Here is a 16,381-nt window from a genome sequence, read left to right as displayed (position 1 = left end):
GACCCTGGCAGCGTTATAAATAGCGCTGCCAGAATTCTGCCTTGCCGAATTCCTCATCCAGCGCATAGGGTTTGAAGCCGCACTTGCGGTAGGCCGCGCGGGCGGGATGATTTTTTTCCAGCACTTCCATGGTGATTTTTGCGCACCCGCGCTCACGGGCTTCCTGCGCCACTTTTTCCATCATCAGGGTGCACACGCCCTGACCGCGCGCCGCTTCACTCACCACCACATCGTGAATATTCACCAGTGGTTTGCACAGGAAAGTCGAAAAACCCATAAAACAGTTCGTCAGTCCCAGCGGCGTATCCCCGCGGTATGCAATGACCGAGAAGGCTCCGGGAAAGGCCGCGAGCCGGTCGATCAGCTCGTGCCAACAGATCTCCGGCAGCGGCTCGCCACCACCACAGGGGTCCCGCGCGTATTCATCCAGCAGTGCCAGCAGATCTGCCGCCTGCTTCTGATCGCGGTAATCCACCAGCACCATGTCCAATTGCGCACTGCTCTGCTCCGTCAAACCACAACCTCCACGTCTGCGGTGTTCAAATTATTCATTGCGCCTGTTCGCCCGCCTGTCGATTGGCCTCAGCCCTTGCGCAGATCTCGCACTGCGCTTGGAAAAAGCGGCGGTAATTGCGCACGCGGGTACGCTGAGCCAACAGCCAGCGCACTTTCTTGCGCCGCCGCGCCAGGGTGGCATTGTGTTTGTTCAGGCGGCCCGGGCGGCGAATCACGGAGTTGCGAAGCCCCATACGGCCTCTCCTTTTGGGTTGACGAGTTGCTCGGCGAACTTCGGGTGACGGCGCAGATTAGCAGATGTGGCACCGGCCTTCGATACGGCACAGGCGACCATTGTAGATTGGCGCCCTCTGCCAAAAACGCTATCCTGCTCGGTCAATGCATACCGACGGAATGATTGCCTTGTCACAGTTAAAAGATCTGATCCAGAAAAACCGCGAGTGGTCCGAGTCTACCCGTCGGGAAAAGCCCGACTTCTTCCTCAAGCTCTCCGAACAGCAATCGCCCGAATACTTGTGGATCGGCTGTGCGGACAGCCGCGTACCCGCGAACCAGATTGTCGACCTGCTGCCCGGTGAGCTCTTTGTGCACCGCAACGTGGCCAATGTGGTGGTGCCTTCGGACCTGAACTGCCTGTCGGTGGTGCAGTACGCGGTTGAGGTGCTCAAGGTCAAACACATCATGGTAGTGGGGCACTACGGCTGCGGTGGCGTGCGTGCGGCACTGGAAGACACCCGCCTCGGGCTGATCGAAAGCTGGCTGCGCCATATCAAGGACGTGCGCGACAAACACCACACCCTGATCGAACTCTTCCCGGAAGAGGATCGGGTGGATCTGCTGTGCGAGCTTAATGTGCTGGAGCAGGTGATCCACGTGTGCCAGACCACCTCGGTGCGCGATGCCTGGGAGCGCGGCCAGGATCTCTCGGTACACGGCTGGTGCTACGGCCTGTCGAACGGCCTGGTCAACGACCTGGAGATTACCGTGGAAAACACCGCGCAGCTCCACGACACCTATCACCGCGCGCTCACCAGCCTCGCCCAGCGCGGCAAAGATTGATCCCGCCGGCGGGTAAAATCCTCCTATTGGTTCGCGGTTACCGCCAGCGGTAACCGCAAGTTAACTTTCCCTCCGTTTTTCCCTACACTCCCCAACCTTAAAAAATTACACCGAATAGATAACAGCGGTATCAGGGGTAAACATGTCCGATTTTCGCGTTTGGGAATGCCAGATCTGTGGCTGGATTTACGACGAGGCCAAGGGCTCGCCGGACGACGGCATCCCCCCGGGCACCCGCTGGGAGGACATCCCCGACGACTGGTGCTGCCCCGAGTGCGGCGCCACCAAGGACGAGTTCGCCATGGTCGAGGTCGTCGGCGAGGCACCGAAGCCGGCCCCTGCCGCCGCCGCAAGCAAAGCATCCGCGCCCGTCACTGCCAAACCGCAAGCTGCTGCCGGTCGTATCTGGGAGTGCATGGTGTGCGGCTGGGTATACGACGAGGCCAGGGGCGCCCCCGAAGAAGGTATTCCCGCCGGTACCCGCTGGGAGGACATCCCCGACGACTGGACCTGCCCCGAGTGCGGTGTGGGCAAGGAAGACTTCGATATGGTGCTGGTCAGCCAGCCGGAAGCGGAAGAACTGCCCCCGCCCCCCGCGGCACCGGTACTGAACGACGCCGATCCCCTGGTCATCATCGGTACCGGTCTCGCCGGCTATCACCTGGCAAAAGAGTTCCGCAAGCTGGATCAGCGCACCCCGCTGCTGCTGATCAGCGGCGACGACGGCACCTTCTATTCCAAGCCGCTGCTGTCCGCCTCCCTCGCCCACGGCAAAACGCCGGCGCAACTGGCCAGCGCCAGCGCCGAGGACATGGCGCGGGAACTGAATGCCGAAATCCTGGTGCATACCCATGTAACGGATGTGAACCGGGAGTCACAGCTACTGACACTGGTGTCCGACAACGGCGGTATCCGCTCCGAACTGCGCTACAGCCGTCTGGTATTCGCCACCGGCGCCAGCTGCGCGCCGCTGCCACCGGTGGACGGCGACGGGCTGTCACGCCTGTTCCGGGTCAATAGCCTCGGTGACTACCACCGCTTCCGCACCGCACTCACCAACCGCAAACGGGTTCTGCTGATCGGTGCCGGCCTGATCGGCTGCGAATTCGCCAACGACCTGGTACAGGCCGGATTTGCGGTGGATGTGGTGGACTTGCAGCCCTGGCCCCTGGCCAGCCTGCTGCCGGAAGCCGCCGGTCGCGATATCCAGCAGACACTGGAACAGGCCGGGGTGCGTTTCCACTTCGGTGCCGGCGTTACCGCCATGGCGCGCCGCGCTGGCGGCATCCACGTGCAGCTGGCAGATGGCAGCAGCATTGAAGCCGATATTGCCCTTGCCGCCCTCGGCCTCACCCCCAATACCGGGCTCGCCGAGGCGGCCGGTGTCGCCACCAGTCGCGGCATCGTCACCGACCGCGAACTGCGCACCAACGACGCCAATATCTTTGCACTCGGAGACTGTGCCGAAGTGGATGGCCACAGCCTCTACTTTGTCGCCCCGCTCACCCAGAGTGCCCGCGCCCTCGCCCAGACCCTGTGCGGTACCCCGACACCGGTGCACTACGGCGCTCTGCCGGTAGCGGTGAAAACCACCCTGCGCCCCACCGTGGTGTGCCCGCCGCGGCGCGGCAGCGAGGGGGAGTGGCAGGTCTCGGCATCCACCGACGGCGTGCGTGCGGAATTCGTGGATAACACCGGCAAGTTGCTGGGCTTTGCCCTCACCGGCAGTGCGATCACCGAGCGCGACGCGCTCAGCAAGCGCTGTGCGCCGCTGATGGATTGACGGCCAGCCGAGCTGGCCGTACCCCCGCTCCCGCGGTAGCAAAGAAAATCCGACAGTGCGGCCAGTTTTCCCGTAAAATGGCCGCCAGTACAAATTTTGAGCAATTTTTGATCGAAGTATGACGGCATCCAGCAAATCCGCGGCCCAAGCCAGCACCGCCAACCCAGTAAGTACCGAGCAGTCGCCGGCGGAGCGCGGCCGCGCACTGCGCGACACCCTGGGCCAGTTCGCCACCGGCGTCACCGTGATCACCACCCTCGACGCCAATGGCCTGCCGGTGGGCATGACCGTGAACAGTTTCAATTCCGTGTCCCTCGACCCGGCGCTGATCCTGTGGAGTATCGACCGCGGCTCCCTGAGCTACGACGCCTTTACCCAAGGCGAGCGCTTCGTGGTGCACGTCCTCAAGGGCGACCAGCAGCATGTGTCCAACCTGTTCGCAGGCCGCGGCGCCGACAAGTTCGGGCAGGTAAAGTGGCACAGCGGCCCGGGCAATATCCCGCAGCTGGACGACTGCGCCGCCCTGTTCCACTGCCGCCGCGCCCAGAATATTGAAGGCGGCGACCACACCATTCTGCTGGGTGAGGTGCTGGAGTTCTCCGCCGGCGGCGGTGAGCCCCTGATCTTCCACCGCGGCCGCTACCGCGCCCTGGCCGGCGAATAACAGCGTCGCCACAGAATCCTGTCTGTTCCGGATGATTTTCGGGCTATATTGACGCCGTATATCCGCCGGACCCTGTATAAATTTTCGGCGGATACGTCACCTCAACGTCATACTTCAGGTACACCCTTGGGAGGCCTCCGCAACTGTGGACGTCGAAATGTACAGTACCGATACCCTGTTCTGTTTTGCCCACCGGGGTTATCCCAAGCGGGCCACGGAAAACACCCTGCAAGCCATTACCCATGCACTCGAGTTTGATATCGACGGTATTGAAATCGATGTGTGGAACGTAGGTGGTGAGCTGATGGTCAAGCACGACCGCCGGCTCGGGCGCCTGCTGCCGGGGCGGGAGCTGCTGACAGACATCGCCCCAGCCGCATTGCGCCAGATGCTGCTGCCCGGTGGTGAACAGGTACCGACCCTGCGGGAAGTACTGGAACTGGTGGGGAACCATGTACAGCTGAATATCGAGTTGAAGGGTCCCAACTGCGCCGCGCTGGCGGCACAGGAACTGGAATCCTACATTCGCGACAACGGCGCCAGTTACGAGCAGTACATCCTGTCGTCGTTCGACCACCGCCAGGTTTACGAATGCCTGAAGCTGATCCCGCAGGTACGCAGGGGCGTACTGATCGACGGTGTACCCCTGGATCTCGCCGCCTGCGCCGAGCCGCTGGAGGCCTACTCCCTGCACCTGAGCCTAGATTTTGTGTGCCGGGAAATGATCGCCGACGGTCGCCGGCGCGGGCTAAAAAGCTACGTCTACACCGTCAACAACCCCCACGACCTGTATCTGGTGGCCAACATGGGTGCCGACGGTGTATTCACCGACGAGCCGCAACTGGTGATGGACTACAACACCGCCAAGGCGGCGGAAGCCATCGCCCAGCAGGTCGATCAGTTCGGAGACCTGAACCAGGCCGGCTGAATCTGCCCCGCTGCCAATTTGGGAGCTTCCCACTCCGGGTGTGAAGCTCCCGCGCCCCACTTCGCCTCACTGCCCGATTGATCCGACCGCCGCCGGCACCGGCAACTCATCGCCAATGGAAAACGCCGCCAGCGTTTTCGAACCTTGTTAGAATCCCCCCCCGAAAATCCAATTCCCGGGAATCACCATGACCGACACGGCCAACGCCACCTCACCCGTCCGCCTGACCCAGTACAGCCACGGCGCTGGTTGCGGCTGCAAGATCTCGCCGGCGGTGCTGGACCGGATTCTGGCGGACAGCGAAGTCCAGCTGCCCGACCCGAACCTGTGGGTGGGCAATGCCTCCCGCGACGACGCCGCGGTTTACGCGCTGGATGACGAGCGCGGTGTGGTTTCCACCACCGACTTTTTCATGCCCATCGTCGACGACCCCTTCGACTTCGGCCGTATCGCCGCCACCAACGCCATTAGCGACATCTACGCCATGGGTGCCGACCCGCTGATGGCGATCGCGATTCTCGGCTGGCCGGTAAATGTGCTGCCGCCGGAAGTGGCGCGGGAAGTGATCCGTGGCGGGCGCGCGGTGTGCGCCGCTGCCGGTATTCCCCTGGCCGGCGGACATTCCATCGACGCACCGGAACCCATCTTCGGTCTCGCGGTGACCGGCGTGGTGGAGAAAAATCGGCTGAAACGCAACGACACCGCCGTCGCTGGCAGCCGCCTGTATCTCACCAAACCACTGGGTATCGGCGTACTGACCACGGCAGAAAAACAGGGCAAGTTGCGCACCGAAGACCAGGGAGTGGCGCGTGACCTGATGTGCACGCTGAACCGTCCCGGCAGCCGCTTTGCCCAGATTCCCGCGGTGCAGGCGATGACCGACGTCACCGGCTTCGGCCTGCTTGGACATCTGGTCGAGATGGCCGACGGCAGCGGGCTAACCGCGCACCTCGACTTTGACGCGGTGCCGCGCATTCCCGGCATCGAGTACTACCTCGAGCAGGGCTGTATCCCCGGCGGTACCGGGCGCAACTTCGACAGCTACGGCCACCGGGTACGGCTGGCGGACGACAACCAGCGCCTGCTGCTGGCCGACCCGCAGACCAGTGGCGGCCTGCTGGTAGCGGTAGCGGCAGACGGCGAAGAGGAATTCCTCGCGGCCGCGGCCGCTTTCGATCTGGCGCTCACCCCCATCGGCACACTCGTGGCGAGAAGTACCGTCGACGAAGCCGCGGTGATAGTGGCATGAGTAGTCACGCAGCCGGACGACCCGACAGTGCGGACTACCGCGAAATATTTCTGCACGACCTGCCGATGATCGACACCCGTGCGCCGGTGGAATTCAACAAGGGGTCGTTTCCCAATGCGATAAACTTGCCGTTGATGACCGACATCGAGCGCCAGAAAATCGGCACCTGCTACAAGCAGCGGGGCCAGCAGGCGGCCATCGCCCTCGGCCACGAACTGGTGAGTGGCAAGACTAAACAGACGCGCGTGGAGGCCTGGGCGGAATTTGCCCGTGCCCACCCCGACGGCTACCTGTTCTGTTTCCGCGGTGGCCTGCGCTCCCAGATCAGCCAGCAGTGGCTGCGCGACGCCGGCGTTCCCTACCCGCGGGTACAGGGCGGCTACAAGGCCATGCGCACTTTCCTGATCGAGGAAATCGAAAGTGCCGTACTCGACTGCGCATTTACGATAGTGGGCGGCATGACCGGCACCGGCAAAACCGAAGTGCTGGCGCAGCTGGACAATGCCATCGACCTCGAAGGCCACGCCAATCATCGCGGCTCCAGTTTCGGCAAGCGCGCGACACCGCAGCCCTCGCAGATCAGCTTTGAAAATGCACTGGCGATCGATTTTCTGAAACGCCGCGCCGCGGGCTGGCAGCGCTTCGTGCTGGAAGACGAAAGCCGCCTGATCGGCCGCTGCTCGGTACCGCTGTCCCTGCACGAGGGAATGCGCGGTTACCCGCTGGTGTGGCTGGACGATTCCGTGGAGGGCCGGGTGGAGCGTATTCTGAAAGACTACGTGGTGGACCTGTGTGCGGATTTCGTTGCGCAACACGGTGCCGAAGAAGGTCCGCAGGTTTTTGCCGGCGCGCTACGCCAGAATCTCGCTAATATCATGCGACGCCTGGGCGGCGAACGTCACCGCGAACTCGACACGATTATGCAGGAAGCGCTACAGCGGCAATTGGCCGATGGCGATGTGGATCGTCACCGGGACTGGATCCGGATGCTGCTGAGCGACTACTACGACCCGATGTACTACTACCAGCTGGAACAAAAGGCCGGGCGCATCATTTTCCGTGGCAACCAGCGGGAAGTGGTGGAGTACCTGCGCGCGCAGTCCGCTTCGGGCTAAGTGCCGGGCCTGTGCCCAGCCAAATTAACCATTCGATTAACGTTTTTTCCACTATTGAACTGGAGAACTCGCATGTTCAAAAACGCCAAGGCGCTGGCCGCCCTGTGCCTGTTACCGCTTACCCTGATGTTTGGCACTTTCGCGTCCGCGGACGACAACCTGCAAACCCTGCGGGTATCCGCCATTCCGGACGAGGCCCCCACAGAACTGCTGCGCAAATTCAAACCGCTGGGGCAATACCTCGAGCAGCAGCTGGGGATGAAGGTACAGTTTATCCCGGTTACCGATTACGCCGCGGTGGTGGAAGGCCTCGCGTCGGACAAGGTAGACCTGGCCTGGCTCGGCGGTTTCACATTTGTGCAGGCGCGGCTGAAAACCGGCAACGCCATTCCGCTGGTACAGCGAGAAAAGGATCGCCAGTTCACCAGTAAATTCATCACCGCCGATCCCGCGGTCAAATCCCTGCAGGACCTCAAGGGCAAGAGTTTTGTCTTTGGCTCCATTTCATCCACCTCCGGCAGCCTGATGCCGCGCTATTTCATGGACAAGGAAGGGATAAAACCGGAAAGCTTTTTCAGCCGCGTGGCTTACTCCGGCGCCCACGATGCCACTGCGGCCTGGGTACAGGCGGGCAAAGCCGACGCCGGTGTGCTCAACGCCTCGGTGTGGGACAAACTCGTGGCCAGCGGCAAAGTGGATACGAGTAAAGTGCGGGTACTCGCCACCACTCCGCCCTACTACGACTACAACTGGACCGTGCGCGGTGATCTGGACCCAACACTTGCGGAAAAAATCAAAACTGCGTTTCTCAACCTGGACCCGACCAACCCCGAGCACAAAGCCATTCTCGAGCTGCAGGCCGCGGATCGCTTTATCGAAACGTCACCGGAAAATTATCAGTCCATCGAGGATGCGGCGCGCTCCGTAGGCCTGCTGAAGTGAGTGTAAACCTGCGCGGAGTTTGGATGCGCTATCCAACCGCCGGCAAGATCGATCACAACAATGGCCTCAGGGATATCGACCTCCGCATCGAACACGGCGAGCGGGTCGCGGTGATTGGCTCGTCCGGCGCGGGCAAGTCCACGTTGCTGCGAGTGCTCGCCACTGCGCAACAGCCCAGCGCCGGGGAAATTCAGTTACTCGATGCCGCCCCCTGGGCAATGAATACACGCGCCCGCAGACGGTTGCGCGCGCGTATTGGGCTGATCCAACAGTCACCTCCTCTGCCACCGCGCCAGCGCGTGGTCACCGCCGTCAGTGCCGGTCGCATCGGGCAATGGCCGCTGTGGAAGAGCCTGCTCAATTTCGTCTTTCCGCTGGATATTCCCGGCGTTGCCCGCACCCTGGAACAGCTGGACCTGGCCGAGAAAATCTTCGCGCGCTGTGACGCGCTGTCCGGCGGGCAATTGCAACGGGCCGCCATTGCCCGCGCGCTGTATCAGGCACCGGAACTGTTACTGGCGGATGAATCGGTTTCCGCCATGGACCCGGTACTGGCGGAGCATACCCTAGCGCTGCTGAATGACATTTCGCAGCAGCGCAACACCACGTTGATCGTGAGCCTGCACAACCTGGAACTGGCGCTGCGTTTTTTCCCCCGTGTAATCGGTCTGCGCGACGGCCAGGTGATGTTTGATAAGGCCGCAAACGACCTGACCAGTGAAGAACTCAAGCAGCTATACGCCAATCGCCAGCTGCGCTCGACCGCAGAATTACCGACCAGCGCTCGCGCCGCGTTTCAAATTCCCCGATGCTGATACAGTGAGACACAGCAGCGCAGCATCCACGACCAAACTTCAACCGATACCGGATCGTGACCCCGCCACAAGCGGCCGCCTGCTGCTGACACTGCTGGTATTGCTGCTGGTGTGGCCGGGCCTGCATTTCAGCGAATTGGATTTACGCGTGCTGTTCGACAGCAACAGCACCCAGGCCATGGTCTCCCTGTTCAGTGGAGCCTGGCCTCCCGCCCACTCACAAGAATTCCTGCAGCTTGTGGCAACCGCCACGCTGGAAACCACCGCCATTGCCATCGCCGGTATAGCGCTGGCCCTGCCGCTGGCCGCACTCACTTCACTTATTGCCACCCGTGCGCTGTCGCGCTCGGCCAGTGAGCGCGACGGTACCCCATCGTTGCTCGGGCGCTGTTTGCGCTGGCCGGTGCGCGCGCTGCTGATCCTGTTGCGCAGCGTGCCGGAAATCGTATGGGCGCTGCTGTTTGTGCGCGGCGTTGGGCTCGGGCCAACCGCCGGTGTCCTCGCCATCGCCATCAGTTACAGCGGCATGCTCGGTAAGGTCTACAGCGAAATTTTTGAATCCGTCGACCGGCGTCCGGCGCAGGCACTGCTGCACGCCGGCGCCTCGCGCTTGACCACCTTCATCTACGGCATTTTGCCCAACGCATCGCAGGAACTGATTTCCTACACCGTCTACCGCTGGGAGTGCGCCCTGCGCGCCTCCGTGGTGATGGGATTTGTCGGCGCCGGAGGCCTGGGGCAGCAACTGGAACTGTCCCTGCGCATGTTTGCCGGTAGCGAAGTCATTACCATCCTGCTGGTGTTCCTGCTGTTGGTACTGGCAGCGGACACCATCAGCCGGTGGCTGCGGGAGCGTCTGGGATGAGCGCTAAAAATGCAGGTCTGAAGCCTGCAGTAATTACCGGTAACCTCTTTGTGTTGCTGCTGTTGGTGCTGATCAGCATCGCCGCCTTCCGCTATCTCGCGCTGGATTTTTCCGGACTGCTGGAAGCCGACACCCTGCGCCATATGGGCGCCTACCTGCTCGAATTCCTGCCGCCGGATTATTCCTCCGACCACCTGATCGCGGTTGGCCGCGGCGCTCTGGAAACCCTTGCCATGTCCGTTGCGGGAACCTTGTTAGCCGCGATTACGGGCCTGCTCCTCGCGCTGCCAGCCGCGGGGAATTTAGGCAAGGTGGCCAAATACCTGGCGCGGGGGTTGCTCAATATGTTGCGCGCCATCCCCGAACTGGTGTGGGCCGCGCTGATGGTACTGGCCGCCGGCCTGGGTCCCAATGCGGGCACCCTCGCGCTCGCGCTGCACACCACGGGTGTACTGGGGAGGCTGTTTGCCGAAGCCCTGGAAAACACCCCACCCGATCCCGCCCAGGCGATCCGGCTTGCGGGCGGCAGCGGCCTCGGTGCCTTCTGCTACGGCACACTGCCGCTGCTGTGGCCACAGCTCACTGCCTACACCCTCTATCGCTGGGAAAATAATATCCGCATGTCATCGGTGCTCGGGTTTGTCGGTGCCGGCGGCCTCGGGCAGATGCTGTATATCCATTTGAGCCTGTTTCAACAGCCCCAGGCGGCGACGGTGTTGATCGCAATGCTGTTGATGGTATTTGCTGTGGACGGTTTCAGTCACTGGCTGCGACGGCGTTAGCCGTTAACGTCCGTCCAAGAGTTGGCCGGCGCGACAGCGGCAGGATCGCTGATATGCTGCCCACTTCACTGACAAGCTAGTGGCCATACGCCATATTTTTGCAAATGTCAGTGCCCAAACGTCGCCAGCAACGAGCCAGCCTATGACTCTCGTATCCCAAGCGTCGCTTAACCAGCTCTACCAGACGGAATCGCGCCGGGTGCTCGCGACCCTTATCCGGCTGCTGGGCGATTTTGACCTGGCAGAAGAGGTGATGCATGAAGCCTTCGCCGCCGCGCTCGCCCAATGGCCGGCCGAAGGTTTACCGGATAACCCCCGTGCCTGGCTGGTCTCAACCGGGCGCTTCAAGGCTATCGACCAGCTGCGCCGCAAGGCGCGTTTCAACGTGTCCTTTGAGGATGTTGCCGAGCAGCTGGAAGCAGAACTCGAAAAAGAAGAGGAGGAAGAGCAGGGCATCGAAGACGACCGCCTGCGCCTGATCTTCACTTGCTGTCACCCGAGCCTGGCGCCGGAGGCGCAGCTGGCCCTGACCCTGCGCGAAGTGTGCGGCCTGACCACGGAAGAAATTGCCAGCGCCTTTCTCACCACTACTCCGACCCTGGCCCAGCGCATCGTGCGCGCCAAGGCAAAAATCCGCGATGCGCGTATTCCCTATGAGGTCCCCAGTCCGGAGCAGCTGCCGGAGCGCCTGCAGTCGGTGCTGCAGGCCATCTATCTCATTTTCAATGAAGGCTACTCCGCCTCCGCTGGCGACACTCTGATACGCCACGACCTGGCGAGCGAAGCCATCCGCCTTGCACGCCTGCTATGCGGTTTGTTACCGGAACCGGAAGCGGAGGGTTTGCTGGCACTGTTGCTGTTGCAGGATTCCCGGCGCGCCGCGCGGGTCTCTGCCGATGGCGACCTGATCCTGCTGGAGCAGCAGGACCGCACACTATGGGACCAGCCGCAGATTCGTGAAGGTGTCGAACGGGTACTGCGGGCGCTGGCAAGCCGGCGCTTTGGTCCGTACACCCTGCAGGCTGCCATCGCCGCGGTGCATGCGGAAGCCGCATCCATTGAAGCCACCGACTGGCGGGAAATCGTCGCGCTCTACGATGCCCTGTTCGAACGGAATCCATCGCCTGTCGTCGAACTCAATCGCGCGGTGGCTGTGGCCATGCGCGACGGCGCCGAACAGGGACTGCAGCTTGTCGATGCCATCCTCGCCCACGGCGCACTCAGCGACTATCACCTGGCTCACGCCGCCCGCGCCGACCTGTGCCGACGCCTGGGCCGCATTGAGGAAGCGCGCGCCGCCTATTCGCGCGCCCTGGAACTCGCCCAACAGGGACCGGAACAGCGTTTTCTCGCCCGTCGCCTGGCGGAACTGGATAACGGCTGACCTGCAGGCCCCCTATTTTAAAAAATAAAAATATTTTCATCCCCTTGTCGAATTCCAGCTGTCCCGTTCGACTATCTAATGAAGTAACCGATTCAATCGAGCTAATGAACCGAGCACGTGGCAATAACCAAGGAGACCGTCACCATGAAGTTCATGATTATGCGCAAAGCCGACACCGACACCGAAGCGGAAGTCATGCCCACCCAAGACCAACTGGCGGCCATGGGGCACTACAACGCACAGATGGTAAATGATGGCGTATTTGTCGATGGCATGGGCCTGAAGCCGAGCCGCTACGGCGCGCGCATCAATTTCCGCGACGGCGTGCCGGTGATCACCGATGGTCCATTTACCGAGACCAACGAATTGCTCGCGGGCTTCACCCTGTTCGAGGCCGACTCGAAAGCCGCGGCCATCGAGCGGGTGAAACAATGGCCCACCAGCGATGGCGACGGCAATGTCTCGCTGGAGCTGCGCCAGCTGTTCAGCATGGAAGATTTTGCCGAAGGTGATGGTCTCGAAGTGCACAGGAAGTTGGACGCGCGCCTGGAGCGCCAGCCCGCCAGCCTCTGCGCACACCTGAATTTCAATGGCCAGTGCACCGAGGCCATGAATTTCTATGCCGACGCACTGGGAGGGGACATACAGATGATGATGACCTTCGGTGAATCCCCGATGGCGGGCGATATTGGCGAGGAGTGGCAGGACAAAATCATCCACGCGTGCATCGCCGTCGGCAAACTGAAACTGATGGCCTGCGACGTGCCACCGGATCGCTACCAGAAACCACAGGGTTTCAGTGTACAGATCAGTTTCGCGGATACGGAGCGCGCCCGCGCCGCGTTCACCAGACTCGCCGATGGCGGCGTCATCGATATGCCATTCACTTCAACCTTCTGGTCGATGGGCTTCGGCATGGTGACGGACCGCTTCGGCATTTCCTGGATGGTCAATACCGACACTCCCGAGGATCAGTAAATGAAATACCTTGCACTGGTCTACTACGACGAGAAGATCATGGAGCGCCTTTCACAACATGAATGGGATGCGCTGAATCAGGAATGTATGGAGTGTGTTGCACGCCTCAGCGCCAACGGCCACTTCATCACCGGCAGTCCGCTGCTGCCAACCAGTTCGGCGACAACCGTGCGGGTACGCGACAACCGCGTCGCCATCACCGATGGCCCGTTTGCGGAAACCAAGGAACAGCTCGCCGGTTTCTACATGCTCGAAGCGAGGGATCTCAATGAGGCCATCACGCTGGCCGGTAAAATCCCACCCGCCCGCTATGGCTCGGTGGAAATCCGCCCGGCGCGCGAGCTGCTGGCGGAAGGCAATCAGGCCGGCGGCAATGCGGGCTGAGCGTATCTACCGTGCCCCTCTGGACATAAATGACACAAGGAGAAAAGCATGAAAAATTTTATGGCGATTTATATCGGCACTCCAGACAGCATGGAGAAATGGAAACATCTGTCTGAGGACGAGAAACAACAACGCATGCAGGAAGGCATGCTCGCCTGGCATGGCTGGATGGACAAGCACAGCGACATACTTGTCGAAGCCGGCGGTCCGTTGGGCAAGACCAAACGTATTGACCCCACCGGTATTAGTGACATCCGCAATAACATGACCGGGTACACGATCATCAGGGCGGAGTCTCACGAAGCCGCGGCAAAGCTGTTTGAGGGGCATCCGCACTTCAGTATTTTTCCGGGCGACAGCGTGGAACTGATGGAGTGCATGCCAATCCCCACCATGTAATGCCAAAAGCCCGCATGCTGTGCCCGCGGCAGCAGGGGTCGCTGCACGCGGGCCTTGCGGATAACGCTACGCCCCGCGGCCTTCCAGCCAGTCGAAGACCACCGAGCGAATTTTCGGGAAATTCGATCCTCCCACCGTCCAGTGGCAGGCACCCGGTATTTCCACCAGCTGTGCCCTGCGGCCATACATGCTGGCAATACGCTGCTGGATTCTAAACGGCGTAATACGATCTTCGCTGCCGCCAATCACCAGCACCGGGCAGCGCACGGCATCGGCATTGACCCGGGAAAAGCCATCGGGGAACAGGCCACCGATACCAATCTGGAATGTCGCCATCCCCGACTCGTAAGTGGACAGTTGCAAGATCTGCTGCTGGGTGGCGGAACTCTGTGAATTGGCAATGCCGTAGCGGACATTACCCAGACGCAATTGCGTGACTCGCCGCCACAACGGGAATAACAACAGGTTGCGCCCCAGGGTGCGGATCATGGACCAGCTCCAGCCATTGATTCCACCGGGTGCCGCCGATGACAGCAGCACCAGTTTTTCACAGGGCGCCCGCTCTGCCACCAGTTGTGCCAGCAGCCCCCCCATGGAGTGCCCCACCACAATTGGCGCGACTTCACAGGACCGCATGCGGGCAGTGATGAAGTCCACGTAGTCCTGCAGGCTGGTGCGAGCCAGCCGGGCCTTGGCCGCCCTGTCGTATGTCGGCTTGGCCTGGTGGAAAGGCAGCGTCAGCGCTTCCACTTCATAACCCTGTTGCTCGAAGGCCGCCTTGACTTCCGTCATTGCGACCGAGGTACCCCACATGCCGTGGATCAGCAACACCGGCGGTTTGCGATTGTCTCCCGTGCTCACGCCACCAACTCCTCGAAAACCTGGCTGCAGGCGTTATGCAACGGCATTGAATTTCAGTTCCTGTGCGCCGATAGCCGTGGCAGCAGGTTCAAACTGCAGCACGCCATCGTCCACCGGGTCCTGGGTCAGCATTTTTTTGTCCTTGCCGTAGTGCATGGTCACTTTCCACGGGCCATCCCGTCCCTGACGTGGCATGCGGTCTTTGGCACGGGTCATGTAACCCGGCGCGAAGCCGTCCAGCATACCGTTTCCGCTCGCACTGTTATCGCCATCCACCGGTCGCGCCGAAGAGAACCCCCCGTTCTGCATATGCGCCAGCAGACGGCAGAGGTAGCGGCCACCGATATCGCTTTTCAGGGTCCAGGGCGCGTTGGTGTAACCAAAAATCCACAGGTAATTGGGGATATCCTGGATCAGAATGCCTTTGTAGGTCATTTTTCCCGGTAGATCGACCGCTTCACCGTTCAGTTTGATTTGCAGATCGCCCATCAGCTGCACATCCAGACCCGTCGCCGTCACGATCACATCCGCCTCCAGCTTCCCGCCGGATTTCAGTACTATGCCGTCTTCACAGAAGTGGTCGATATGATCGGTGGCAATATCGGCCTTGCCGGAGCGAAGCACATCAAAGAAATCCCCGTCCGGCGCTGCACACAGCCGCTGCTCCCACGGTTTGTAATTCGGGGAGAAATGGCGCATATCGAAATCCGGCCCTACCCGCTTGCGCACATGGGACAGCAGCAGTTTACGCATGGCGTTGGGCCAGCGTTGGCACGCCAGATACAGGCCGCGCTGCAGCAGCACGTTGCGCCGCCGCGTCAGTTTGAATACCCAGCGCTTGGGCAGGAATTTATTCAGGACCATGGACACCTTATCCGTGTCCGGTACCGCCATGATGTAGCTGGGAGAGCGCTGCAGCATGGTGACCTTGGCCGCCTTCTCCGCCATGGACGGCACCACGGTGATGGCGGTAGCACCACTGCCGATCACCACCACTTTCTTGCCGGTGTAATCGAAATTTTCCGGCCAGTGTTGCGGGTGCACGATCTCGCCCTTGAAGGATTCCTCGCCCTGGAAATGCGGGCGATAGCCCTGGTCGAAGTTGTAATAACCCGCGCAGTTCACCAGGAAATTGCAGGTAAAGGTCCGGGGTTCGCCGGAGGCCTCGTGCAGTGCTGTCACGGTCCAGAGCTGCTTGGAATCGGACCAGTCCGCGCTGACAATTTTCAGGCCATAGCGCACCTTTTCCTGCAGTCCGAACTCCCGCGCCGTCTCGGCAACGTACTCGCGAATTTCCTTGCCCTTGGCCAGCACCTTGTCGGAATACCAGGGTTTGAAATTGAACCCGAAACTCGCCATATCCGAGTCCGAGCGAATACCGGGGTAACGGAACAGGTCCCAGGTTCCGCCCATTTTTTCCCGGCGTTCGAGAATGGCAATGCTTTTGTCTGGGTACTCTGCCGCGATATGGCAGGCCGTACCTATGCCGGAGAGCCCGGCGCCGATGATAATGATCTCATTGTGTATCGCTGTCACGGTGGCCTCTTTTTATATCTATGGATGACCTGGAAGATTGATATTTAACCATCCGCGTTTGACATTATTGACGGATCGCGACATATTTTTGACCAATCACGACAAAGATTCTGGAAAGCGT

Annotated in this window: 18 protein-coding genes; 14 read left to right on the top strand and 4 right to left on the bottom strand. The window is 61.1% G+C overall.

Annotated features, from left to right (window positions below; all coding sequences use genetic code 11):
- Nucleotides 1-13 precede the first annotated feature (13 nt).
- Both R5R33_RS14680 and R5R33_RS14675 read right to left on the bottom strand, forming a co-directional pair.
- Nucleotides 14-514, bottom strand: coding sequence for a GNAT family N-acetyltransferase (locus R5R33_RS14680; RefSeq protein WP_318953448.1), 501 nt, complete (start codon nt 512-514; stop codon nt 14-16).
- A gap of 34 nt (nt 515-548) precedes the next feature.
- On the bottom strand, nt 549-749 hold the full coding sequence (locus R5R33_RS14675) for a hypothetical protein (RefSeq protein WP_318953447.1): 201 nt from the start codon (nt 747-749) through the stop codon (nt 549-551).
- A gap of 169 nt (nt 750-918) precedes the next feature.
- On the opposite strand from R5R33_RS14675, the gene can reads away from it, so the two are divergent.
- The 14 genes from can (at nt 919) to R5R33_RS14605 (ending at nt 13,863) form a co-directional block, all read left to right on the top strand.
- Nucleotides 919-1,575, top strand: coding sequence for a carbonate dehydratase (gene can / locus R5R33_RS14670; protein WP_404810369.1), 657 nt, complete (start codon nt 919-921; stop codon nt 1,573-1,575).
- 142 nt (nt 1,576-1,717) lie between these two features.
- Nucleotides 1,718-3,358 carry an FAD-dependent oxidoreductase gene (locus R5R33_RS14665; protein WP_318953445.1) on the top strand — a complete coding sequence of 547 codons (1,641 nt, stop codon included), beginning with the start codon at nt 1,718-1,720 and terminating at the stop codon, nt 3,356-3,358.
- A 118-nt stretch (nt 3,359-3,476) separates the two neighbouring features.
- Nucleotides 3,477-4,022, top strand: coding sequence for a flavin reductase family protein (locus tag R5R33_RS14660; protein WP_318953444.1), 546 nt, complete (start codon nt 3,477-3,479; stop codon nt 4,020-4,022).
- Between the two features lie 157 nt (nt 4,023-4,179).
- A complete protein-coding gene (locus R5R33_RS14655) occupies nt 4,180-4,950 on the top strand; it encodes a glycerophosphodiester phosphodiesterase (RefSeq protein WP_318953443.1) in 771 nt (256 codons plus the stop codon).
- A gap of 187 nt (nt 4,951-5,137) precedes the next feature.
- The gene (gene selD / locus R5R33_RS14650; RefSeq protein ID WP_318953442.1) at nt 5,138-6,199 is read left to right on the top strand and encodes a selenide, water dikinase SelD; all 1,062 of its coding nucleotides are present in this window, start codon (nt 5,138-5,140) and stop codon (nt 6,197-6,199) included.
- Entirely contained in the window at nt 6,196-7,314 is a 1,119-nt protein-coding gene (gene mnmH, locus R5R33_RS14645) for a tRNA 2-selenouridine(34) synthase MnmH (RefSeq protein WP_318953441.1), read from the top strand. Before selD ends, mnmH begins: the two co-directional genes overlap by 4 nt.
- 72 nt (nt 7,315-7,386) lie before the next feature.
- On the top strand, nt 7,387-8,256 hold the full coding sequence (locus R5R33_RS14640; RefSeq protein ID WP_318953440.1) for a putative selenate ABC transporter substrate-binding protein: 870 nt from the start codon (nt 7,387-7,389) through the stop codon (nt 8,254-8,256).
- 23 nt (nt 8,257-8,279) lie between these two features.
- The gene (locus R5R33_RS14635; protein ID WP_318953439.1) at nt 8,280-9,071 is read left to right on the top strand and encodes a phosphonate ABC transporter ATP-binding protein; all 792 of its coding nucleotides are present in this window, start codon (nt 8,280-8,282) and stop codon (nt 9,069-9,071) included.
- Between the two features lie 4 nt (nt 9,072-9,075).
- Nucleotides 9,076-9,936 (top strand): PhnE/PtxC family ABC transporter permease, encoded by an 861-nt coding sequence (locus R5R33_RS14630; RefSeq protein ID WP_318953438.1) that lies wholly within the window; start codon nt 9,076-9,078, stop codon nt 9,934-9,936.
- The gene (gene phnE, locus R5R33_RS14625) at nt 9,933-10,718 is read left to right on the top strand and encodes a phosphonate ABC transporter, permease protein PhnE (RefSeq protein WP_318953437.1); all 786 of its coding nucleotides are present in this window, start codon (nt 9,933-9,935) and stop codon (nt 10,716-10,718) included. Before R5R33_RS14630 ends, phnE begins: the two co-directional genes overlap by 4 nt.
- A gap of 142 nt (nt 10,719-10,860) precedes the next feature.
- Complete coding sequence (locus R5R33_RS14620; RefSeq protein WP_318953436.1) at nt 10,861-12,102, top strand: RNA polymerase sigma factor; 1,242 nt, start codon at nt 10,861-10,863, stop codon at nt 12,100-12,102.
- A gap of 144 nt (nt 12,103-12,246) precedes the next feature.
- Nucleotides 12,247-13,080, top strand: coding sequence for a YciI family protein (locus R5R33_RS14615; protein ID WP_318953435.1), 834 nt, complete (start codon nt 12,247-12,249; stop codon nt 13,078-13,080).
- A complete protein-coding gene (locus R5R33_RS14610) occupies nt 13,081-13,464 on the top strand; it encodes a YciI family protein (protein WP_318953434.1) in 384 nt (127 codons plus the stop codon).
- A gap of 48 nt (nt 13,465-13,512) precedes the next feature.
- Complete coding sequence (locus R5R33_RS14605; RefSeq protein WP_318953433.1) at nt 13,513-13,863, top strand: YciI family protein; 351 nt, start codon at nt 13,513-13,515, stop codon at nt 13,861-13,863.
- A gap of 66 nt (nt 13,864-13,929) precedes the next feature.
- Here the strand turns inward: R5R33_RS14605 and R5R33_RS14600 are convergent, their stop codons facing one another.
- Entirely contained in the window at nt 13,930-14,724 is a 795-nt protein-coding gene (locus R5R33_RS14600; RefSeq protein ID WP_318953432.1) for an alpha/beta hydrolase, read from the bottom strand.
- Between the two features lie 33 nt (nt 14,725-14,757).
- Nucleotides 14,758-16,260, bottom strand: coding sequence for a flavin-containing monooxygenase (locus R5R33_RS14595; protein WP_318953431.1), 1,503 nt, complete (start codon nt 16,258-16,260; stop codon nt 14,758-14,760).
- Nucleotides 16,261-16,381: the final 121 nt, after the last annotated feature.

It is taken from the genome of Microbulbifer pacificus, assembly GCF_033723955.1.
Lineage (GTDB): Bacteria > Pseudomonadota > Gammaproteobacteria > Pseudomonadales > Cellvibrionaceae > Microbulbifer > Microbulbifer pacificus.
Note: the sequence above shows the minus strand (reverse complement) of the source record. Positions and strands in the feature narration are given on the sequence as shown.